The sequence below is a fragment of the Nonomuraea sp. IBHARD001 genome (genome assembly GCF_056106265.1).
Genome location: NZ_JBWBBW010000001.1, coordinates 164386 through 186494 on the forward strand (window position 1 = coordinate 164386; position 22109 = coordinate 186494).

The 22109-nt window shown below is 68.6% G+C and carries 18 protein-coding genes and 1 pseudogene; 9 read left to right on the plus strand and 10 right to left on the minus strand.

The genetic code is table 11. The features are described 5' to 3' along the window. The first annotated feature begins 377 nt into the window (after positions 1–377). Complete coding sequence (locus ACTWNK_RS00640) at positions 378–608, plus strand: hypothetical protein (RefSeq protein WP_474301502.1); 231 nt, start codon at positions 378–380, stop codon at positions 606–608. 170 nt (positions 609–778) lie between these two features. Here the strand turns inward: ACTWNK_RS00640 and ACTWNK_RS00645 are convergent, their stop codons facing one another. Further along, the gene (locus ACTWNK_RS00645; protein WP_474301503.1) at positions 779–1891 is read right to left on the minus strand and encodes a hypothetical protein; all 1113 of its coding nucleotides are present in this window, start codon (positions 1889–1891) and stop codon (positions 779–781) included. 566 nt (positions 1892–2457) lie between these two features. Between ACTWNK_RS00645 and ACTWNK_RS00650 the strand changes: the two genes are divergently transcribed. From ACTWNK_RS00650 to ACTWNK_RS00665, 4 genes and pseudogenes are all read left to right on the plus strand, one after another. Next, complete coding sequence (locus ACTWNK_RS00650) at positions 2458–3516, plus strand: S-(hydroxymethyl)mycothiol dehydrogenase (protein WP_474301753.1); 1059 nt, start codon at positions 2458–2460, stop codon at positions 3514–3516. Beyond that, positions 3513–4133: an MBL fold metallo-hydrolase gene (locus tag ACTWNK_RS00655; protein WP_474301504.1), complete on the plus strand. Its 621-nt coding sequence runs from the start codon at positions 3513–3515 to the stop codon at positions 4131–4133. Before ACTWNK_RS00650 ends, ACTWNK_RS00655 begins: the two co-directional genes overlap by 4 nt. Before the next feature lie 1205 nt (positions 4134–5338). Beyond that, a complete protein-coding gene (locus tag ACTWNK_RS00660) occupies positions 5339–6067 on the plus strand; it encodes a hypothetical protein (protein WP_474301505.1) in 729 nt (242 codons plus the stop codon). 111 nt (positions 6068–6178) lie between these two features. Beyond that, positions 6179–7168 (plus strand): annotated as a pseudogene (locus ACTWNK_RS00665) (IS481 family transposase); the annotation flags it as partial. Positions 7169–7317: 149 nt separating this feature from the next. Here ACTWNK_RS00665 and ACTWNK_RS00670 read toward each other — a convergent pair. Next, positions 7318–7932 (minus strand): TetR/AcrR family transcriptional regulator, encoded by a 615-nt coding sequence (locus ACTWNK_RS00670; RefSeq protein ID WP_474301506.1) that lies wholly within the window; start codon positions 7930–7932, stop codon positions 7318–7320. A 62-nt stretch (positions 7933–7994) separates the two neighbouring features. Here ACTWNK_RS00670 and ACTWNK_RS00675 point away from each other — a divergent pair, with 62 nt between their 5' ends. From ACTWNK_RS00675 to ACTWNK_RS00685, 3 genes are all read left to right on the plus strand, one after another. Then, complete coding sequence (locus ACTWNK_RS00675; protein ID WP_474301507.1) at positions 7995–8369, plus strand: hypothetical protein; 375 nt, start codon at positions 7995–7997, stop codon at positions 8367–8369. 669 nt (positions 8370–9038) lie between these two features. Continuing rightward, positions 9039–9308 (plus strand): hypothetical protein, encoded by a 270-nt coding sequence (locus ACTWNK_RS00680; RefSeq protein ID WP_474301508.1) that lies wholly within the window; start codon positions 9039–9041, stop codon positions 9306–9308. After that, complete coding sequence (locus tag ACTWNK_RS00685) at positions 9301–9729, plus strand: hypothetical protein (RefSeq protein ID WP_474301509.1); 429 nt, start codon at positions 9301–9303, stop codon at positions 9727–9729. Before ACTWNK_RS00680 ends, ACTWNK_RS00685 begins: the two co-directional genes overlap by 8 nt. Before the next feature lie 421 nt (positions 9730–10150). Here ACTWNK_RS00685 and ACTWNK_RS00690 read toward each other — a convergent pair whose 3' ends face one another. Together ACTWNK_RS00690 and ACTWNK_RS00695 are read right to left on the minus strand one after the other, a co-directional pair. Continuing rightward, positions 10151–10489, minus strand: a complete 339-nt coding sequence (locus ACTWNK_RS00690; RefSeq protein WP_474301510.1) for a VOC family protein — start codon at positions 10487–10489, stop codon at positions 10151–10153. Positions 10490–10835: 346 nt separating this feature from the next. Further along, on the minus strand, positions 10836–11282 hold the full coding sequence (locus tag ACTWNK_RS00695; protein ID WP_474301511.1) for a hypothetical protein: 447 nt from the start codon (positions 11280–11282) through the stop codon (positions 10836–10838). Positions 11283–11515: 233 nt separating this feature from the next. Between ACTWNK_RS00695 and ACTWNK_RS00700 the strand changes: the two genes are divergently transcribed. After that, positions 11516–11980 (plus strand): hypothetical protein, encoded by a 465-nt coding sequence (locus ACTWNK_RS00700; protein WP_474301512.1) that lies wholly within the window; start codon positions 11516–11518, stop codon positions 11978–11980. A 149-nt stretch (positions 11981–12129) separates the two neighbouring features. Here the strand turns inward: ACTWNK_RS00700 and ACTWNK_RS00705 are convergent, their stop codons facing one another. From ACTWNK_RS00705 to ACTWNK_RS00730, 6 genes are all read right to left on the minus strand, one after another. After that, positions 12130–12636, minus strand: coding sequence for a hypothetical protein (locus ACTWNK_RS00705; RefSeq protein WP_474301513.1), 507 nt, complete (start codon positions 12634–12636; stop codon positions 12130–12132). Positions 12637–12799: 163 nt separating this feature from the next. After that, positions 12800–13405 (minus strand): hypothetical protein, encoded by a 606-nt coding sequence (locus ACTWNK_RS00710; protein ID WP_474301514.1) that lies wholly within the window; start codon positions 13403–13405, stop codon positions 12800–12802. Between the two features lie 523 nt (positions 13406–13928). Continuing rightward, positions 13929–14393, minus strand: coding sequence for a hypothetical protein (locus ACTWNK_RS00715; RefSeq protein WP_474301515.1), 465 nt, complete (start codon positions 14391–14393; stop codon positions 13929–13931). A gap of 537 nt (positions 14394–14930) precedes the next feature. Then, a complete protein-coding gene (locus ACTWNK_RS00720) occupies positions 14931–16481 on the minus strand; it encodes an SIR2 family protein (protein WP_474301516.1) in 1551 nt (516 codons plus the stop codon). Between the two features lie 235 nt (positions 16482–16716). Continuing rightward, positions 16717–17754 (minus strand): DUF6042 family protein, encoded by a 1038-nt coding sequence (locus ACTWNK_RS00725; RefSeq protein ID WP_474301517.1) that lies wholly within the window; start codon positions 17752–17754, stop codon positions 16717–16719. A gap of 186 nt (positions 17755–17940) precedes the next feature. Further along, a complete protein-coding gene (locus tag ACTWNK_RS00730) occupies positions 17941–22008 on the minus strand; it encodes an nSTAND1 domain-containing NTPase (RefSeq protein ID WP_474301518.1) in 4068 nt (1355 codons plus the stop codon). Between the last annotated feature and the right edge of the window lie 101 nt (positions 22009–22109).

Below are 22109 nucleotides of genomic sequence, written 5' to 3' on the forward strand. Positions count from 1 at the left end.
TGCCCGTCCGAGGTAGATCGGATCTGCTGTCGGCTTAGGTAAGGTCACGTATCCATTGGACCGTAGCTGGGGTGACGGAAGCAGGACTTGTCCGAACCTGATGGGGATAGAGGTTCGATCCAGCGGTCGTCGCCGACAGCGTCTGGGCAGCGGCAACGCCTGCGTCAGCAACAAGCAGCTGATCCATCTTTCGAAGGGCTACGCGCACACGCGGGGATGTTCCGACCGTGGCGGCGGTCATGGTGTGCAGGTCTATGTCAGCCCCGCGCACGCGGGGGACGTTCCCATCGTGGCGCGCGAGTGTTCGGGCCCGAACACGTCGGCCATGGGACGGGACGACGGTGCCCGCTCAGGCCACCGGTCGTGACGCCATCCACATGAGGATTCGCGGCGGCGGTCAAGCCGTGTACGAGCCCGAGCCGGACGGGCAAGTCAACCAGTGGCGTTTCCAAGGTGTCATCCCCAACTCGGCCCCCTCCGATGAAGAACTGGACGAGCTGGCCGAACTGATCGCGCTGTTGGCGCTCATGGAGTCGCCGGGGGCTCGCCGCGGTACCGCGCGGCTCCATGCCCCCGATCAGATCTCCGACGATGCCGCACGGGAGTAGCGCTGCGGCCGCTGATCGGCCGCGCGGTTCGCGAAGCCCCGGCCAGCTCACAGCGCCGGAGCCTCGCTGCTACCACAAGAAGAAGCGAGGCCCGTCATCAACGTGCAGGATCAGGCGTCCCCGGGGGCGGGGTGTGCACGTGGTGCGGGGACGCCCGGGAGCACCTGTTGTCAGGTGAGTTCGTATTGGTCGGCGACCCATTCGCCGAACTTCATCCCGCCTCCCACTCCGGCCATGAAGCCGTGCCACTGGAGAATGAACGGCCCTGTCCCACCGGTCTCCGGAATGGTGAGCACACCGACGGCCGATCCGCCGACCCAGCCGAAGACGCCGCCCACGACGCCCCAGTTCCTGATGCACTTCTCCCTGGGGGTGAGTTCACGCCAGGTGTCGGTCGCACGGTCGTAGGCGTGGTCGGCGGCGTAGGAGAAGTACTCCATGAGCTCCCATCTGCTCATGGTGACCTGGCCGGTGAGGGAATCGCGATGGGTGAACCTGGTCGGGACCGGCACGCCGCCCTCGGGCGCCTTGGCGACGGCGTCGGCGGCGAGCGGGACCTTGCCGAGGCGTCGCGCGCCGGAGTTCGCGATGCCCTGGGACACGCCTAGGCAGAACGCGAGATGGTGCAGGTGGATCGCCGCGACGAGCGAGGCGGGGTCGGCCTGGGCGGGCACCGACTTGGTGGGCACGGACTGGGTGGTCGCGGCGGGGGCCAGGGCTTCGAGCGCCTGGCGTAGCATCTCGTCCTGCCAGACCAGGCGGCGTACCAGCATGGCGGCGGCCTGCTGCGCCCCGCTGTCGCGCGAGGACAGCCGGACGATCGCGGCGACCTCCTCCACCCTGCGGACCAGGGGCGCGGTGTCGGCCGAGCGCGGCGGCACCGGCACGGCAGGGGAAGCGGTCCGCAGCGTGTGCAGGAGCTGCTGGTGGACGACCTGGGGCGGGACCACGGTGGCGCTGCGGCCGAGCGACTCCTGGACCTGGGCGATGTGCTCGTTGATCGCGTCGATGACGACCTCGACGTCGCCGTCCTCCGGCAGGGGCAGGGTGTGCGCCTCGACGTCGAACTCCTCCGCCGCGCGCGCGGAGGCCCGCAGGTGGACGACGAGCCGGGCGTCGCCGATCGGCTCGGCCTCGGCCAGCAGGTCGGCGCGCAGGGCGGCGATGCCCGTACGCAGGAACTCGGCATGGTCCGGGTCGTCCTCGGCGACCCTGGCCACGATCGCCAGGTCCGGGTCCGACAGCAGCGGGAGGACCGGCGTCGAGGACAGGACGACCGCCACGGCCTCCTCGATGGTGATGCCGTCATCGGATCCGAATGCGGTCGTGAGAGGCGAGACCGCGAGGCGCGCACGGGCGGCCACCTCGAACAGAAGCTCGGCCGGGGGAGGGGGAGCGCCTTTTCCGATGAAACCTTTCGATCCCGCCACAACACCACCGGACTTGGATGTCACTATTGATTCCTCTCGCAGAAAGGGAGACGTCCGACTTTAACCGGACTGCCCTCATCGTTAAAGGGGGCGATAACCGCAACATTCGGCATCTCATCACCGCAGCCCCGCGCCCCCATTTACGGCCGATCAATACCGGCCCACACAAGGACCGATATTGCGGTCACGTGGAATACTGTCGCCCAAGGCGCGGAAACAATGGCCTCGCGGTTGAGTCTTTCGCCAACGGGGAAAGCTCTCCAGCATCTGCGGCGGCGCCGAATACCTCGCGCTCGCCCGTGTGGGATCCCGCGACTCGTGCAGATAGTCCGCCGGGCGTCAGCGTCATGGCGGCCGTGGTGAGCGTCCGTGTGATGTCGCGGCGCTGCAGTTTTGCCGTGCTCGGCGTCAAGCGGCTCGTGGAAGGCGGGCAGCGCTCGCCATCCACGCCGGTAGACGTTCAGCACAGGCTCGCACTCGCTGACATTCGGTCGGGGGAACGGATGAGTGCTATCGCGGCTGGGCGTGCGTCCTGCCGCGAGGGCGGCATCAACGACGAGTTCCCCTTCCTGCTCAGGCACGAGGCCGCGGGTGTGGTCGAGGCCGTCGCAGACGGCGTCACCGAGGTGGCGCCGGGCGACTGCGTCATCCTCAAGTGGCGTGCGGTGTGCGGCGGGTGCCGTTCCTGCCGCCGCGGCCGTCCCCAGTACTGTTTCGAGACCCGCAACGCCGCTCGGAAGATGACGCTCGCTGACGGCACCGTGCTGAGCCCGGCCCTGGGCATCGGCGCGTTCGCCGAGAAGACGCTGGTCGCCGCAGGGCAGTGCACCAAGGTGGGCCAGGCCGCGGCTCCCGCCGTCGCCGGGCTGCTCGGCTGCGGCGTGATGGCCGGCCTGGGCGCCGCGCTCAACACCGGCAACGTCTCGCGCGGCGACACGGTCGCGGTCATCGGCTGCGGCGGCGTCGGCGACGCGGCCATCCTCGGCGCCTCGCTCGCGGGCGCCTCGCGGATCATCGCGGTCGACGTCGACGACCGCAAGCTGCAGTGGGCCCGCGACTTCGGCGCCACGCACACGGTGAACTCCAAGGTCAGCGACGCGGTCGAGTCGATCCGCGAGCTGACGGGCGGCTTCGGCGCCGACGTGGTGATCGAGGCGGTCGGCCGTCCCGAGACCTACAAGCAGGCCTTCTACGCCCGCGACCTGGCCGGGACCGTCGTCCTGGTCGGCGTCCCCACGCCCGACATGACGCTGGAGCTCCCCCTGCTCGACGTCTTCGGCCGAGGCGACTCGCTGAAGTCCTCCTGGTACGGCGACTGCCTGCCCTCGCGCGACTTCCCGATGCTGATCGACCTCTACCTGCAGGGGCGGCAGCCGCTGGACAGGTTCGTCTCCGAGAGCATCGCACTGGAGCAGGTCGAGGAGGCGTTCGCCAAGATGCACCGCGGCGAGGTGCTGCGCTCGGTGGTGCTCCTGTGATCGACAAGGTCGTGACCTCGGGCACGTTCTCCCTCGACGGCGGAACGTGGGAGGCCGACAACAACGTGTGGATCGTCGGCGACGACAGCGAGGTGATCGTCATCGAGCCGGCGCACGAGGCCGCCGCCGTCTCGGCCGCCGTGGCCGGCCGCCGGATCAGCGCAATCGTCTGCACCCACGCCCACAACGACCACATCAACGCCGCCGCCGCGCTCGCCGCCTCCAGCGGTGCCCCGATCTGGCTGCACCCCGGCGACGACGTGCTGTGGAGACAGCACTACGGTGACGCCGTGCCCTACCTGCCGTTGCGCGACGGGCAGACGATCACAGCTGGCGGGACCGAACTGCGGGTGCTGCACACACCCGGGCACTCGCCGGGCTCGGTGTGCCTGTTCTCGGCCGCTGAGGCGACGCTCTTCACCGGCGACACCCTGTTCCACGGCGGGCCGGGAGCCACGGGGCGCTCGTTCTCCTGCCAGGAGACGATCCTCGCCTCGATCACGAACCGGCTGCTGACCTTGGCGCCGCAGACGGTGGTACGCACCGGCCACGGGGAGACGACCACCATCGGAGCCGAGGCCTCGAACCTGGCCGGCCAGCCGGAACGCCCCCACTGACCAGATGCCGGGCCCGGCCGGCTCCAGCCACACCATGATCACCTGGGAGGCAGCGGGTGTCGCCGAAGCCGCTCACGCACTCCAGCGACGCCAGGACGCCGGCCCGGGGGCGGCTGCGGCCGGGCCCACTGCGCTGCTCTGCCGGTCCGGGGGCGGCGATCGGGCCTTGGCGGATGTCGGCGCGCAACCGGCGGAGATCGCATGGAGCCTTCAGGTCGCAGGGGGCACGAGCGCGAGGTGACGGCCGCACGCGACGCGTTCGCAGCGGATCGGCACCGGATGGCTCAGGAGGGTGGCCGGGGATGAACTATTTCCGCTCCGGGTGACTCCAAGGGCATGATGAAGATCTTGACGTCCGCGAGGCTCGCGCTCACCCTGGCTCTCGGCGCCGCCCCCGCAGTCCAGGCGTCCGCGCCCAAAGCGCACAATCTCAAGGGTGACTCCCGCAGTGCGCAAGGCGCTCGGCGATGCCTACGGGAAGCACCACACGCAGTACAGGCGCAACCGCGCCGACGGGCCCACGCAGGTCTACTACGGCGAACTGAACCAGACGTACTGGGCCCCTCGCCGACCCGGTGGCGGGCAGGTGCCGCCGCACTGCGTGTCAAGCACCCCGCTGCCGCAGACCGCCTCGATCAGGCGTGGACCAGCGCTTGGCGCTGCCCGGTTTCCTCCGCAAGACGTGCGAGAAGATCTGGTCCAGCACGCCACGGGAACAGCCGGACAGGAAGATCGGCCGCCGCGCCGGTGCGGTGGTCCTCTTCTCGGCCCGCCCCGCCGCCCATCGGAGCGTTCAGGGTCGGCAAGACAGGCCGGCCAGGGGCCGGGTCCCGCCGATGCGCATGCCGGTGCCGCGAAAGTACGCCCAGTCCGATCAGCAGTGACCGCTCACCCGCCGCCGCGGCCCGACATCGCGGCCGCCTGATCCGCAGAAACGGGGACGCGAAGGGTTGAGTTCAACACCCATCCGTCGACATGGCCGTGCAGCATGCTCGCACTGGCGCGATCACCCGCTCTCGGTGCGTCGAGTTGCGGTATCACTCTTTCGGCAATTTCGACTGCCCCAAAAGGACAGCACATCTCGCCCATCACTCTCTGTTATTTCTCGACTACAAAATGGATGGTGGGGGAGAGCCTCTGAGGCTCCGGACAGTGCGCAGCCGAGAGCGCGCCTATCTGTCCATCGACCCCCTGGAGTGATGCCGATGATGCCGGTGATCAAGCACATCAACGCCCGCAAACGCGAACTGGCCAAGCACCCCTTCCTGCAGGCGCTGACCGACGAGAGCCGCGATCCGGTGGCCCGCATGGCGTTCGCACCCCACCTGGCGCCGTTCGTCATGGGATTCGCCGACGTCAACGCCCTCGGGCTGCGCGACGAGTCAGATCCCGACCCGCTGCAGCGGCTGGTCGACGAGCACTCCCGCGAGGACGACCACCACTGGCGGATGTACCTCGACGACCTGCGCACCCTCGGCCACGACGAGCCCACCGACCTGCCCGGCACGCTCGGCACGCTGTGGGGACCCGAGCACGACCACACCCGGCTGCTCACCTACGGGCTCATGACCATGGCGGCGCAGGCGGCCCCCGTCATCCGGATCGCGCTCATCGAGGCCATCGAGGCGACCGGCTTCGTCGCCTGGCGGGCGTTCCTGCCCGCAGCCACCGCCTACACCGAGGCCACCGGCCGCACCCTGCGCTACTTCGGCGCCGAACACGCCGCCCTGGAGACCGGCCACGCCATGGGCGCGGACGACATCGACCGGCAGCTGCGCGCCATCACCCTCACCCCGGATCAGCGCGGCACTGCCATCGCGCTGGTCGACCAGATATTCGCACTGTTCGGCCGCATGTTCGACGAACAGCACGCCCATCTGCTGGCGGCCTGCTCCATGGTCAGAAGCCAGCGCCCTTCAACCTGGATCGCCTAGGTGTTCTGACCACAGAGGTTGAGTACAGGGGCTGATCGTTTTGGCATGAGGAAGGGCTTCCGGGTTCGGTGTGGATTGCGACATCTACACCCGTGAACCAGAAAGCCCTTCATGCCCCACCGTAACGCCCCGCTGACCGAGACCGGACGCCTGCGCCTGGCCCGCTGCATCGTCGAGGACGGCCGGCCCCTTCGCCGCGCCGCCGAACGATTCCAGGTCGCCGTCACCACCGCTCGACGCTGGGCCAGCCGCTACCGAGCCCACGGAGCACACGGCATGGCCGACCGCTCCAGCCGACCACACCACAACCCCCGCCGCACCCCCACCCGCACCGAACGACGCATCATCAAAATCCGGATCACGCGCCGATGGGGACCGGCCCGCATCGGCTACCTGCTCGGCCTGCACCCCTCCACCGTGCACCGCGTCCTGTCCCGCTATCGCCTGGCCCGCCTGCGCCACCTAGACCGCGCCACCGCCCAGCCAATCCGCCGCTACGAACACAACCAACCAGGCGATCTGATCCACGTCGACATCAAGAAGCTCGGCAACATCCCCGACGGCGGCGGCCACAAGGCCCACGGCCGAGCCGCGGGCGGCCGCAACAGCTCCGCCCACCGCGACCCCGGCCGCCCCCGCACCCGCCACGGCCGGCCCAACCTCGGCTACGGCTACCTGCACAACGCCGCCGGCGACCACTCCCGCCTGGCCTGCACCGAAATCCTGCCCGGCGAAACCCGCGAAAGCGCCGCCGCCTTCTGGCAGCGCGCCCACGCCTACTTCGCCGCCGCCGGGATCACCGTGCGCCGGGTCCTGACCGACAACGGCTCCTGCTACCGCTCCCACCTATGGCGCGACACGCTGCACACCGCCGGCATCACCCACAAACGCACCCGCCCCTACCGGCCCCAGACCAACGGCAAAGTCGAACGCTACAACCGCACCCTGCTGGAAGAATGGGCCTACGCCCGCCCATACCGGACAGAGACCGAACGCCGTCAGGCACTCGGCCCCTGGCTCCACACCTACAGTCACCACCGCGGACACACCGCACTCGGTGGCCACCCACCAGCCAACCGCGTGCCTAACCTCTCAGGTCAGAACACCTCGGGGAGGCCCAGCCGAGTGTGGTGCCTGTGCGGCGGGGGCAACCCCTCTGGTCGCCCGGACCGGTCCGCCCCGAGAGCCTGTCTTCGATCCCTTGAGGTCCGTGGATGGCCAGGGCCGTGCTCAGGTGCGCCATCGTCGGCTCACGAGGAGGGAGCGGGTTGTGAGAGGAGGGTCGCCAGGGCGCGGGCGGTGTCGGCGAAGTAGTCCTCGTCGGTGTCGTGGGTGAGGCCGAGAACGACGCCCTGACTGAGGCCGACGAACAGGGCTCTGAGGGCGAGGGCCAGGCGTTGTGCCTGGTGCGGTGTTACGACGCCGCCAGGGTGTGAGCGTCCGGTGAACAGCGCGGTCAGGTGGCTTTCCTGCGTTCGGACGGATGCGCCGAGTTGGGCCGCCAGCTCGGCGTCGTGTAGGGCCATGTCCAGCAGAGTGATCTGCAGGGACAGGCCAGAGCGCGCGTCGGGGGCCGTGCTGGTGTGCCAGTAGTGCCGGGCGAAGGCTTCGGCGGCTTCGAGCAGGTTCAGCTCGGGGGCAATCGCCTTCTCGATCTCTTCGTAGTGGTCGCGCTGGTAGTCGGCTACCAGCGCGACCACCAGGCCGTTCTTGCTGCCGAACAACGAGTAGATGGCGCCGGTGGTCAGCTCGGCCCGCTCGGCGATCTCCTCGAGCTTCGCGCGGTACCCGTCTTTGGATACGACCTGGAACGCGGCGTCCAGCAGGGCGCGGCGGTTACGTTCCTTGGTCTCGGCTCTCGTCATTCTCATAATCATATTATGGTAGTAATGAAATTATGAAACAAGGATCTCGGGCAGGTCAGGGGATGGTGGCGGGGATCATCGCCGACGGCATCTTCAAGATGCTGCTCGGTGCTGCCTTCTTCGGCGGCACTGCCCTGCTGGGTCAGATGCTCGGCGTGCCCTCATGGCTGATGATGGCCTCTGGCGTGGCCCTGCTGATCGGTGGTGGGATCGAGGTGAGGTACGTGCGCCGTCGTACGATGCGGGCCTATATGTGGCTCATGGTCACCTATGACGCCGGTTGGGGGCTGGCCGGGCTGGCCGGGCTGCTGGTGGCGTGGATGGGCGGCAGCGGCGGGGGCGAGGTGTGGGTGGCATACCAGACGCTCGCGCCCATCGCGTTCGCCGCATGGCTGGTCGCCGCCGCGCCGCGCCAGGCTTCAGAGCCCGTTTCCTGATCTCCAAGATCAGGTAGGGGTGTCTGGCCAGGATGCTTCTTGTGCAGGCTGTCGGGGTGGGTGACGGTGACAGGGTGGTCTCGAAGCTCCGTCGTTGCCGGTGTTGCGATCGCGTCTCGGGTGGCGAAGCTCCGTCGTCATGCGGGGGTGTGCGGGGATGCGTGCAGGGCGCGGCATCGGCGATGGGGTGCTGGGGGCGCGGTCCGGGTGAGCGCGATGCGTGCCGGGTCGGCGCGAGAAGCCGAAGGCGGCGCCGACGTCGCCCAGGTCCAAGCCCGCCTCGGGCACGCCTCCCTCGGCACCTCGGTCCGGTACTTCCGAGCGGGGTACCGCCAAGCAAGCCGTCGTCGTCGTCGACCGCATCTTCGGCTAGCCCAGCCACCCGCATCGGGCCACTGGATGGCGGCAGGTCCGCCGACATCAGCTCGCTACGCCACTGACCGATTGGTTGCTGCTCAGGGGCCGGCTCGCGGACTCAGCGAAGAGAGCCCCGTGAACCGGGTTGGTGGCTGCGTGACATCCAACCTCCCCTGCCGCACCTTTCAGCCAAGGATCATCAGGAGAACCCGCCCGGGGCACAGAAGACATCTCGCACCCGCGTCCGGGCCGGGTGAATGATCCCCGCCAGACAGTGGGGCGGCGGCCAGCTTGGTGGGTATGATCCCGGGTATGAGCGGAGATCGTAAGGCCAGAATCACCATCACGGTTGACCCTGACGTCGTCGAGTACGCCGAGCACCTGGTCGAAACGGGCAAGGCGTCGAGCGTCGCCGCGGTCTTCAACGACGCCATCGCGGCCAAGCGCATCGCCGACCAGCGAGCTTTGGCCCTGCTGCGTGCGCGGGCCGCCGAGGCCAACCCCAGCCGGGTCGCCCGCATGATGGCGCACGTCCAGCAGCAGCTCACCGACAAGGGCTTTCCGGCAGCCTCCGGTGAGTGATTTCTCCCCCACCCCCCACATCCTCGACGCCACGATCCTGGCCGACGTCGCCCGAGGAGACGCCGACCTGATCGGCTTCCTGCAGGATTTCGACCGGGCGGGACAAGCACTCGTCATTCCCTGCCTGGCCGCAGCCGGAGCACTCCTGGACAGCCGCGGCCTCCCCGACGCTCAGGCACTCCTGACCGGCCTGGCGGCGTTCGAGCGAACCACGGTCGCCCCCCTGGACGGCGTCCACCAGGCAGCCAGACTCGCAGACATGATCGCCATCGGGCTCAGCCCGTACGACGCTCACGTCGCGGCCATCGCCGACGTGGCGATCTGCCCGATCCTCACCCTGAACGCGGCTGTGTGGGAGGTGCCCTCTCGGGCGCTTGCCCAGCCTCTCACTATCATCGAGATCGCCGAACCACCCCGCTAGAGTGCCTCCGGCCCCCGTAGCAACCGAGCCGTGGGGACCTGCCCTGCAGGTGCCACGGCTGTCGGCCGCACCGATCCAGGCGTAACCGCCGAGAACGTGGTCATGGCGGCATTGTCGTCCTGCCTCCCGGCGCAGCGTAGGCCACCGGCGCGGGCCAACAGCGCCTGCGGCCCTTGAGCAGTCGACGGCACCCGGGCGGCCATGTGGCCGCGAACCTCCGCGTCGGCCAGGCAACCAGGCAACAGCGTCGTCGTGTGCCGTGGCTGCGGCGCGAGCATCCTTGGCTGCGGCCGCCTGCCAGCGCGCGTGGCGTTCTCGGCGGCCAGGGCGATGATGACTTCTCCGGCGAGGTCATCGGCATGTTGCTCGATGGCCTGAGCACTACGGCGTCCGAGGGGCACACCTGTCAACGCCGGTGACGTCAGGAAGAGGTCAGGCAGAAGGGGTGGCCGGCCGGATCCAGGAGTACCCGCCAGCGTCCGTCGCCGGGCTGGTGATCCGGTTTGGCCGCGCCGAGTTTCAGGGCCAGCTCTTCCATCGCATCGAGGTCGTCAGCGCGGAAATCCAGGTGGAACTGTTGTGGCATGTCCTGGCCCGGCCATTGCGGAGCCCGGTATCCCTCAACCCTCTGAAATCCCAGGTCACAGCCGGAGCCGTCCGTCAGAGAGACGAACTCATCCGTACTGAAGAGTTCGCGCATCCCGGTCAGCGCACCGTAGAAGCCCGCCAGCGTCTGCGGGTCGGCACAGTCCAGAGTCACCCCTCGCAGTACAGCGCCTGGCATCATCCGCTCCTTCGCGTCCGCGCGTCTGTCTCCGTGAGCCGCCGCTGCACGCGATCGCCGACCACAGCCACACCATACGTGCCACATCCACCGCTGAAGTAGCCGTTTACCCCTGCCTCAGAGCAACGGGTGGCTGTGACCGGCGCTTTCGCCCCATCCCGCCCCCGGCTGTCTGCGGGCCAGCATGATCCGCCTGTTCAGCGTTCCAAGGCGGCGGCCCGGTTGAGGCTCAGGCCATCGCGGCGAGCTCGGCCGCCATCCGCTGGGCCAGCCGCTCCTGTTCCGCTTCAGCGAGTTCGCCGCCCCGGACGCGGCGGCGGCTCTACTGGCCCCACCGGTGGCGCACCTTAGCCGGGGGCATGTCGGCCGCCTCGGCGAATTCGGCCAGAGTGCTGCAGGTGAGGGCGGCGGCGTGCAGGCGGGCGCCGAGCTCACGCCCACCGGTACGGATCAGCGCCGCCAGCAGCACCACGTCCGCGAGCGGGTCCTCGCCCATGCGGGCGACGGCCAAGCGGATGAGGTCGGCGGCGCTCAGGTGCTCGACCTGGTCGGCGGAGGTCAGCTCCGCCTCATCGGCGTCGGCGACAGCACCGATGCCGGCGGGTGTGGCAGGGGTGAGGGTGGGTGTCACGTTCGTGCACGCCACGCCGCGCGGCGGGCAGAGGGCACGCGCCCGCGCCGAACGGCGTGCCGCCGACGCGGTGAGGTGCTGCCGGTTTCGGCCGTAGTCGTCGTTGTCGACCATGGGTTCGGGCGGCGCGCATTCCACGCCGGCACATCCACCAGGTGGCGCAACCTGAAGACCGGACTCCCGCCAGGCGTGGCAGGCGCTACGGCCGGACGTGCTCACCGCGCCGGGCCCGCTGGAGAACCCAGCTCTCCCTCCTGCCCGCACTCGGCGGAAGGGGAGAATCATGCCCTGAGAATGGCTAGGGTCTCAGCGGGTGACGGCGCCGCCGCAGGAGCAGACGCCGGGGCGCAACCCAGCCGACGGCAAGGACGGTGACGAGCGTGGAAATCCCGCAGGGCCGGACCGGGCGAGCGGAGATCGATCAGTGGCTTGAGCGAGCCGACACCGAGCATCGCGTGGTGGCCGAACTCGTGACGATCAACCGCGCCGAGGGGCTCCTGGGCCGCGCCCGGCAAGCCCACCTCGCCGCCGAGCACCAGGCGCTGTACGTGCACTGCGAGCAGGCCGAGACCGAACTGGCCGCCGCGACGGCCGGCGGCGATCCGGCCCGGATCGCCGAAGCGCGCCGCGCCCGCGACGAGGCGGGCGCCGCCTGCAACCGTGTCGGCCGCATGCTGCGCGAGGAGCTGGCGGGGCTGGCGGAGGCGGGCTTGGCGCGCACCGGCGAGCTGCTGGCGCGGATACGCACCGCCTGGCAGGCCGAGGACACCGCACGCGAGGCGCTGCGGCGCAGCACCCGCGAAACCGGCCCGCTCGGCGGCGGCGCCCGGGGGTGAGGGTGACCTCGTCCTGCCCGGGAAGGAGCCGGGGTCACGCGAGACGAGATAGGCCTATGGGAGCCCCGGGAGCGGTCGCCCTGCAGGCCCGCGATCGGAAGGCGAGTTTCCTCGTGTTTCTCGTGCCGGGTTCGCGGTGGGCTCCGGCGTCAGCGTTTCCTGGGGGCGGGCTGGGTCTTGATCGGCTGCTGGGCGGCGACGGTGCACAGCGCCAGGTAGTCGGTGTCGTCGTCGTACCCGGACGGCTCCTCGCGCTTGAGCAGCACCGTGTACACGCGCGCGCACGGCGCGCAGACGACCAGCTGGTCCTCCTGCACCGGGTCGTCGTGGTCGTCGAGGTGGAGAGTGAGGCGGGCTCTGCGCTCGCAGCACGGCATCTCGGCCCACAGCCCGCCGCCGCGGGCCGCGGCGGTGAAGCGTTCGACGATCACGCCCGGTTGCAGCCGCTGCCCGAGGTAGTACTCCATCGCGCTGATCACGACCGGTCGCGGCTCGGGCGCCCGCAGGGGGCGGATCGGCTTGGGGGTGATGGTGTAGCCCGCGCCGTCGACGACGTCCTCGATCTGGCCGAGCAACTGCTCGGCGTGTGTCACGCCGAGGCCGGGCAGCCCGCTCCCGGTCAGCAGGTCGACGACCGCGGGCCGGTAGCCGGTCACCGCTGCCGCCGCGCGTCGGGCAGCGGGCGCCGGGAAAGGCGCCGCCGGGTGGGAGGGGTGGCCGGGCGGGGGCGGGTGTGGTGGAGGCAAGTCATGGCGTCCCCTTTTTTCCTGGCGGGCGGGCGGCCGCACGGTGGGTGCGGCCGCCCGGGGTGAGTGGGGGTTAGTGGTGGGTGGCGTCGCGATCGTCGTCGCTGAAGACGGCGCCGGTGGAGGTGGCCCGCCCGGCGCGGGTGAGGGTCTCCTGGGTGCGGGCGGCGCCGTAGTGCAGGGTGCTGCCACGGTCGAAGCCGAGCCGGTTCGCGGTGGTGAAGGTGTCCAGATCGGCGCCGAGGAAGACGAAGCGCCAGCCGAGCAGGCTCCGCTGCTCGACAAGCGCGCGAACGGCGTCGACGGCGGGCAGTTCGCGGGAGCGGTTTTCCCGCCCGTCGGTGAGGACGACGATCACCACCTCGCCGGGCTGCTCGTCGCCGGGCAGGCTCTCGATGTGCTCGGCGGTGCGGCCGATACCGAACCCGATCGCGTCGTGCAGCGCCGTCATGCCGTGCGGCCGCAGCGTGTAGGCGGGGACGTCGGCGAGCGGCAGGGCCTCGTACACCGTTTCCGGGGTGTCGCTGAAGTGGTAGAGCGACACCAGCGTCTGGGCGGGGCTGGTGTGCTGTTCGGCGAGGAAGGCGGCCAGCCCGCCCTCGGTGTCGTCCTTGACGGCCAGCATGCTGCCGGAGCGGTCGAGGATGATCGCGATCAGGCGGAGGTTGGTGTCAGGCATGCTCTGCTCCTGGTGGGTGTGTGCGGGGATGACGGGCGGGTTGGCAAGACGCCCGGGGCCGGGCGGCTGGGCAGCCTGGCGCCGGCCGGCTGGCGGGGGAAGGGTGCCTGCCGGGTGGCGGCTGCTGCCCGCGATGGGTCAGGGGAGCGCAGGAGCGGGCAAGGCTCGCCCCGCAGGGGCGACCGCGCGCCAGCGCGGCATGGCCTTGCCCGCGAGCGCGACCATGACATGCTCATCGGGCAGCCGCCGCCCGGCAGGAAGACGAAGAAGGCCGGCAGGCGCGGAGCAGGGGAGAACGGTCCTCGCCGGAGAGCGCCTGCTGTTGCCTTGCCCGGAGGCGCAGGTGGTTCACACCACAGCCGCTGCTCCCTGGCCGGACACCGGCCGCTTCATCCAGGACGTTTCCCTCACGCCCCGGCGCACCGAGCACAAGCCCCCGGACCGGGGCCACCTCCGACGGCCGGGCCTCAACGGTGCCCGGGGCAGGCCCGGCCTCGCCGGGCGAGCCCCCCGCCCAAGGTTGTCAGATGGCGAAGTGGTGATCCTCGGCCAGCATGGCGGCCATCTCAGGACGGGGCGAGACAGCCAGCACGCACAGGCCCTGCGCACCGGACACAGCAGCCATCGCGTTGCGGGCCCGTACGAGCGCGCGGTCGGTGGTCAGCGCCGCAGGGCGTCCGGCTCGCATCAGCAGCCCCATGTAGAAGGCCAGCAGGCGAGGCGGCAGCTCCTGGCCCATGCGCGCGCTCCGCACGACGACCTCGGCCTCGATGCCGGGCTGCATCGGCTGACGCAGCAGCGCCGCGCGCATGGGCCACGGCGGGCAAGGGCCGTCTTTGGTCAGCAGGCCATCGTCAGGGGCGACGGAGGCGATGTCGCGGACGGCGGCCGAAAGCGCTTCGCCGAGCTGGACCACGTCCTGACCGGCCGCGGTGCCCAAAGACACCATCGCGTCGACGCGTTCCCACTCGGCCGGGATGAACTCCATGACAGCAAAGACTAGAGCCGCGCCCGGCTGGCGGGCGCGGAAACCTCGCCGCAGCCTGCCTCACCTGCATCGTAGATGCGTGGCCCGGACCGGGGGCGGGCTACGCCCTGCAGGGCAGCCAGAACGAAAGAGGGAACCTCATACTTCGTGCACGGCTCTGTGGCCTGTCGTGTCCCGGTAACCTGGGCATTCTGTGTGGAGATCGTGCCAGCCCCGTGGCTGAGAAGACTTCGGGATTGGCGGAGCCCTCTTCGTTTGCCGAGGGTGCGCAGCAACCCGGAAGCCGCAGAGACGCGCGGCCGTGGTTGAGGCAGCTCGCTCCGGCGTCGGTACACCTTGAAGGAAACGCCTATTCGCACGGAATCGGCCCCTGCGTCCGGCTCATGCACCCCATTGCTCACCGGGCCCGCGCTCATCTGCCGCCATGGAGAGAAAACCGCGCACGGCCCTCACGGAAAGACGTGTCGTCACAGTCCTGCATGGTGATCGTTTCATGGTGCATGTCGTTGCCGCAGCTGGCCGACGTGTTCGCCTGGGCTAGAGCTGAAGGCCGTACTTGAGCCAGTCATACAGGCATACCATCTTGATCCATTGCGACGGATTCGGGGTGCCCTCATACTGGACAAGGAAATCCTTGAGCTCTTGCGGGTCAATTTCCGCCTCGACCAGCGCCGGGATGTACTCGATTACCCTTTCGGCCTTTTGGTTGGCGATCAATTCCGCGAGTGTAGGCGCCTGCCTCACTGCAGTCTTGGCGCTATCCTCCTGGCTCGGGATCGGACCAAGGCGCTTTGCGCGAGAGTTAACATGGGCAGCTATCTTAGCGTGTACAGATCCAGGATCGATGAGCTCGCCTTCGTCACTGAGAAACCTGGCCTTGCGCAAATATTTGTAGATCGGCACGTTGGCCCGCCCGGATATTATCGAGGGCAATACTTTTTCGACCACGCTATCGGCATCGTAATCTGCGTCAATCTTGATGACATCTTGGACAAGATGGTTGCGGTTCAGTCCAGTGTAGCTATGAGGCTGCACAAATCCTCCCACCCCGAGGACGGCGTCGATCGTGGATGAATCGGCGCTCTCAACCATCGACAGGACCTGCATCCGCTCCTTCGAACTATCGGCGAGAATCAGCTCATAGACACACTCCTTGAGCTGACGGAGCTTTTTCGCCGAAAAAGTGCGCTTCCTGCTCCCCAGAACCTCGAAAACGACCAAGAAGTCGGGGACCGTAACCATCAGCACGGGAATCGGCCTGGCGCCGACGGAGATGACCTGCTTCGTCATTACGGCCTCGCCGGCGTCCTTGTCCCAGTGAATGAAGACGAGCCGGTCGGCAAGCATGCCGATATGCTTACGGGAGTCCAGGCAGTCAAAAATCGAGTGCAGGATATCCGCGACATTTGGGTCCGAAATTGAGTATCCGATGAATATGATGGGATGCTCGACGAAGATCGTCATGAGTTTTGCGGCCAAGTAGGCCTTGTGTTCGCGGAATCGCTTGTAGTCATCCGTTGTCAGTACGAGCGAGTCCGGCTCTTCGCAGCTTCCGTGGATCTTGTAGATCTCGGCGACGCCGAAGAAGTTGCCGTGCAGTAGCTGGTCCTGGCCGACGAAGACGTGGTAGTCGGGGAACAGGTGCTCGAGCAGGGTGTCGAAGTTCGTGGTGATGATGCCGTCGACGACGACGTCCTTCATCGCTGCGACCTCTTCGGCGAGTGCCCCCGTGGTGGGAAGCGCCTGCCCTGAGTCGGCGAAGTAGCAGCTCGTTTCCGCCTTCAACGCCGAGTCGCGGTGCATCAACTTGTCTACGAAGCGCTGGCGATTGACGGCAAACCGGGACTCCATCCACCACGGTTCGTGGAGTTTCTCCCCGATCAGGCTGGCCACGGTGGGGAGGTCGCCGTTGGCGGATGCGCGGAAATACTCGTAAGGATAGCCGGTCAGCCCGGCCATACGGCGAAGCAGTCCTTCCCAGCCGTCGAGTTGGAGATAGCGTCGCGAGAGCCCCGCGCCGACGAATAGAAAAGGGGCAGCTTGAATGGCACTTAGGTGTTGTTGCAGTCGTTCGCGGAAGTCGGCCACCGCCGGATCGTATGACGATTCCACCCCAGGTCCGCGGTAGGCATGCCGAGCCGCGTGCCCCTCTTTTCGAGCCTGCGCGGCCCATCACAGCTGAAAGGACGTTGCGCCAGCGAGGCGAGCGCCGACCATATGCGCCTGGGCGAGGCGGGCACAAGGCCTGGGCGCGTGCTGCTGGTGTTCTCCTGCCGGCGGCGATCGCTCTCGGATATCCGGCGAGCTGGGCTGACCACAGAGGTTAGGTACGCGGGTGCTTGCAAAGGACACCGCGAGGCGGCCGGCACCGTCTCAGCGCAGAGTGAAACGGGTCTTGGCGAACATCTCCCAGTCGACGCGAAGCTGAAACACCTTGTAGGGGCCGATGTGCGACAGGTCGGCACCGGTTGCTGAACTCGCCCTGGGCGATGAGCCACAACACCGCCTGACGCACCGTCTCAGGATCCAGGCCGGTCTTCTTGGACAGCTTCTCCAGGCTGCTCGTCAGCACCTCGTGCTGGGCGCCCTGCGGGTCGAACAGGGCGATGATCTTGTAGGACGGCTGCTCGTAGAGAGCGGCCCAGCGGATCTCGTCCTCCTTGGCCTTCTCCTCGGCCGTGAGCTCGAGCACCTCCTCAGGCAGGGGCGGGGCGGGGTTGAGGCTGTAGCGGATCTGCGGGGGATCGTCGTGGCACACGATCACCTGGCACCCGACGAGGTAGTCGAAGACGTCCTCGACCGTGGACAGGGCGCTGAGACCCAGGCGTGCGGCGAGCTCGTCGAGACGAGCCCGGAAGCGTTCCTGGTGCGCGGCCTCCTCGGCGTTGACCGTGGCGGCGTCCTTGCCCTCGTCCTCGAACAGGTAGTACTCCTGCCCCAGCTCGGCGAGGCTTTCGTCGGTGTAGCGCAGCGGAGGATCCCACGCGAGGGTATCCCAGCCGAGATCTTCGACATCCGCGTCGCCGAAGACCAGATGCTCGCTCAGCTCGTCGAAGGTGAAACCGGAACCGATGCCGGCGATGTCGATCTGCTCGAGCAGCACGATCCCGCTCGGGGGCATCCACCGGATCCATCCCTGCCCGAGCAGGGAACTATCAAGATCGAAAGGGGCTCGCACAGGCCGTTGCTCGCTTCCTGAAGGCGTAGGCGACCGGTTGACGTCGCCCAAGACCCAGTGTTCTCCCTTTCCGCCCCGCCACGCACCGCAAACAAGACAGGAAGGGGTCCTGCACCGCATTCTGGTCGTGCTCACCTGCGGGACTGCCAGCGGGCGGCAGGCCGGTGGTCGTGACGGGTGCATCAGCGGACGCTCCAGAAGGCAGCACACCGCCCGCGGGCGGCGGTGATGGGCTGGGCGGCGGTGACGAAGAGGTGCCCGGCCGCGTCAGGCGGGCCGGACGAGGTATCGGCTGCGTTCGACGCAAAAGCGGGGGAGCCGTCTGCGCCAGAGGGGGCGGGGGCTGCTGGTGGTCACCCCGAGGTGCCGTCAGCGGCACACTGTCTGAAACTTCAACTGTGGTACGTGCTGTGCCCACTCGGCCGGGGTGAGCGACCGGCCTGCGATCGCGCAAACGGCTTGGAAGAGGTCATCAGGTACGCTAACGTCCCACAATCGCGCCGTCCTGTCCTCACTGCCGGTAGCCAGAACACGACCATCTGGGCTGAACGCCACCGTAACCACTCGGCCTTGGTGTCCGGTGAGGGGTGCGCCGATGGGGCGGCGGGTAGCCACATCCCACAACCGCACTGCCATGTCGCTGCTAGTAGCCAGGGTGCGACCGTCCGGGCTGAACACTACTGATGTCACGGGGCCCTGGTGTCCGGTGAGGGGTGTTCCGATGGGGCGGCGGGTAGCCACGTCCCACAACCGCACCGTCGTGTCGCTGCTGCTGGTGGCCAGAATACGACCATCCGGGCTGAACACCACCGAGAGCCCAAAGGGATCATGTCCAGTGAGGGGTGTCCCGACGAGGCGGCGGGTAGCCACGTCCCACAACCGCACCGACTCGTCCTCGTCATCAGCAGTGGCCAGAGTGCGACCATCCGGACTGAACACCACCAAATCTACAGAGGACTGGTGTCCGGTGAGGGGTGTTCCGATGGGACGGCGGGTAGCCACGTCCCACAACCGCACCGTCGTGTCGCTGCTGCCGGTGGCCAGGGTGCGACCGTCCGGGCTGAACACCACCGAAGACACTCGGCCTTGGTGTCCGGTGAGGGGTGTTCCGATGGGGCGGCGGGTAGCCACGTCCCACAACCGCACCGTCAGATCGAAGCTGCTGGTGGCCAGGGTGCGACCGTCCGGGCTGAACACCACCGAAGACACCAGGTCCTGGTGTCCGGTGAGGGCTGTGCCGATGGGACGGCGGGTAGCCACGTCCCACAACCGCACCGTCGTGTCGCTGCTGCCGGTGGCCAGAATACGACCATCCGGACTGAACACCACCGAAAACACTCCGCCCTGGTGTCCGGTGAGGGCTGTGCCGATGGGACGGCGGGTAGCCACATCCCACAACCGCACCGACTCGCCTTCGTCATACGCAGTAGTGGTGGCCAGAGTGCGACTGTCCGGGCTGAACACCACCGAATACACTCCGTCCTGGTGTCCGGTGAGGGGTGTTCCGATGGGACGGCGGGTAGCCACGTCCCACAACCGCACCGTCAGATCGAAGCTGCCGCTGGCCAAGGTGCGGCCGTCTGGGCTGAACACCACAGAAGACACCAAGCCCTGATGCCCGGCCAGAGGAGTTCCGATGAGGCGGCGGGTAGCCACGTCCCACAACCGCACCGTCATGTCGTCGCTGCCGCTGGCCAGAGTGCGGCCGTCTGGGCTGAACACCACAGAAGACACGGGGCCCTGGTGTCCGGCCAGAGGAGTTCCGATGAGGCGGCGGGTAGCCACGTCCCACAACCGCACCGTCATGTCGTCGCTGCCGCTGGCCAGAGTGCGGCCGTCTGGGCTGAACACCACAGAAGACACGCGGGCCTGGTGTCCCGTGAGGGGTGTTCCGATGGGACGGCGGGTAGCCACATCCCACAACCGCACCGTCATGTCCTCACTGCCACTCGTGGCCAGGATACGGCCGTCCGGACTGAACACCACAGAAGACACCAAGCCCTGATGCCCGGCCAGAGGAGTTCCGATGAGGCGGCGGGTAGCCACGTCCCACAACCGCACCGGCTCGTCCTCATTGTGAGTGTTGGCAGCCACGATGCGACCGTCTGGGCTGAACACCACTGATGTCACGGGGCCCTGGTGTCCGGTGAGGGGTGTTCCGATGGGACGGCGGGTAGCCACGTCCCACAACCGCACTGTTTTGTCGTGGCTGCCGCTGGCCAAGGTGCGGCCGTCTGGGCTGAACACCACTGAAGACACCAGGTCCTGGTGTCCGGTGAGGGGTGTTCCGATGGGACGGCGGGTAGCCACATCCCACAACCGCACCGTCATGTCCTCACTGCCACTCGTGGCCAGGATACGGCCGTCTGGGCTGAACACCACTGAAGACACGCGGGCCTGGTGTCCGGTGAGGGGCGTGCCGATGGGACGGCGGGTAGCCACATCCCACAACCGCACCGTCCTGTCGTCGCTACCGCTGGCCAGAGTGCGGCCGTCCGGACTAAACACCACCGAAAACACGAAACTCTGGTGCCCGGTGAGAAGCCCGCGGCTGGGGGTGCTAAGGAGGGTCAGCATTCGAGCTCGGGCTTCGGCGGTAGGGCTGATCTGCCAGGCCACTGCGGCCAGAAGCGCAGACAGGGCGGGATCGTTTTGGGAGAGTTCGCTCTGAGTTGCCAGGGAACGGGACGTGGCTGCGGTGTGTTGGTTGATGGATTCCTGCTGGGCTTGGAGGGTATCTTGCTGGGCGCGGATGGTGGTGGAAGCTAGTATCGCGGCCGTGATTAGCAGCATAGTTAGCACTATGCCTACCCCACGGCGCAGGCGGCTGGTTCGGGTTTCTGCTCTGGCGGAGGTATGCAGGAAGGCTTGCGCAAGGTGGGGCAGAGCTGAATAGCGATCTGGGTCGCTATTCCAGCGGGGTAGCGCTTCGTGCAGGATGGCCAGTCTGTCTCCGCGGTAGAGATCGGATGGTTTGCGGCCGTTGTGTGCCCAGGCGGCGGCATCGTCGATGAGGCGGGAGCGGCGGGCGTGTTCGGTCAGGTCGGTCTCCAACCAGCTGTGTAGCCGGGGCCAGGCTCTCAGCAGTACCTCGTGGGCGATCTGTACCCGGTGTTCGTCGACCACGATCAGCCGACGGCTCGCGAACGCCTCCAGTACCCGCCTGACCGCTGGTTCCCGCTGGGACGGCGGGAGGTGTGCGCCGGTGGTGGCGGTCAGGGTGGTGCGGTCGGCCGGACGGCGGGCGGACTGTCCTTCGGAGGTGACGGTGGTCAGCTGGTGCATGAGGTGGCGGGCGATGCGCCGGCCGGTCTCGTCCAGGCTGGTGTAGGCGTCCTCGGCGGTGGTGGCGACGGCGTGGGTGACGCCGCCGGTGTGGTCGTAGCCGCGGAAGGTGAGCAGGTCGTTCTCGCGGTGTTGCCAGATGGTGAGCATGGCCTGTGACAGCAGGGGCAGTGCTCCGGCTTCGTAGCCGCCGCCGGTGGTGCGCAGCTGGGCGAGGATGGTGTCGGCCAGGCCTTCCTGCAGGCGCAGTCCGGCGGCGGCGGCAGGGCCGGTGATCGCCAGTCGCAGTTCCTGCTCGTGCATGGGGCCGACGATGAACAGGCGTTCCTCCAGTTCGTGGCCGAGCTGGGGGAGTGCGGCGCATTGGTCGATGTGGTCGCCGCGCACGGCGGCGATCACGAGGGCTGCCGGTGTCTGCTGGGGGCCGCATCCGGCGGTGGCGGCCACGTGCAGCACGGTGAGGAACGCGTCGCGCTCCCGCTGTTCCCGTTCGTGCTCGTCTGCCTGTCCGGCGTCAAGGGGGGTGAGGGGCGCCGCGGTGGGCCCGCCGGGCAGGGTGAAGATCTCTTCCAGCTGGTCGACCACCAGCACCAGGCGGCAGCGTGCGGCTTGCTCGGCGTCGACGCCGCGGCGGAGCGCGTCGGCGCGTGCGGCCTGACGCATCAGCAGGTGCGCCTGGTGCGGGGCGCGGGTCAGGCTGTCCAGGACGGAGACGGCTTCCAGACCGGCGAGGGTGGCCAGCAGGTGCGCCAGCTCGGCCAGCGGGGAGCGCGTCGGCCGCTCCAGTACCGCGCACGCCCATTGTCGGGCCTCCTGCCCGAGGCCGCCGTCGGCGATCGCCGGGACCAGCCCGGCCCGCAGCAGCGAGGACTTGCCCGCGCCGGAGGCGCCGCTCACCACCAGCACACCGGGGTGGTCCAGGCGGGCGGTCAGGGCGTGCATGAGGCGGGTGGTGAGGGTGGTGCGGCCGTAGAAGACCTGGCTGTCACCGACGCCGAACGCCATCAACCCCCGGTATGGGCTGTCGTCTCGCGCCCACGCGGCAACGGTCGTGCCCGCCGCTGCGCCGGGAGCGGTGGCGTGGGTGATGTACAGGTCGCGGCCTGCGGCGTAGACGCGGGCGTGGTCGCTGAGGTTGTACTGGGTGTCCACTTGTAAGGGGGCGGAAACGGCTGCCTGCGCGACAGGGGCCTCGGGTAGGTCGGGCGAGGTAGGTGTGCGGGGAGGGACGGGGGCAGCGGACGAGGAGGTGC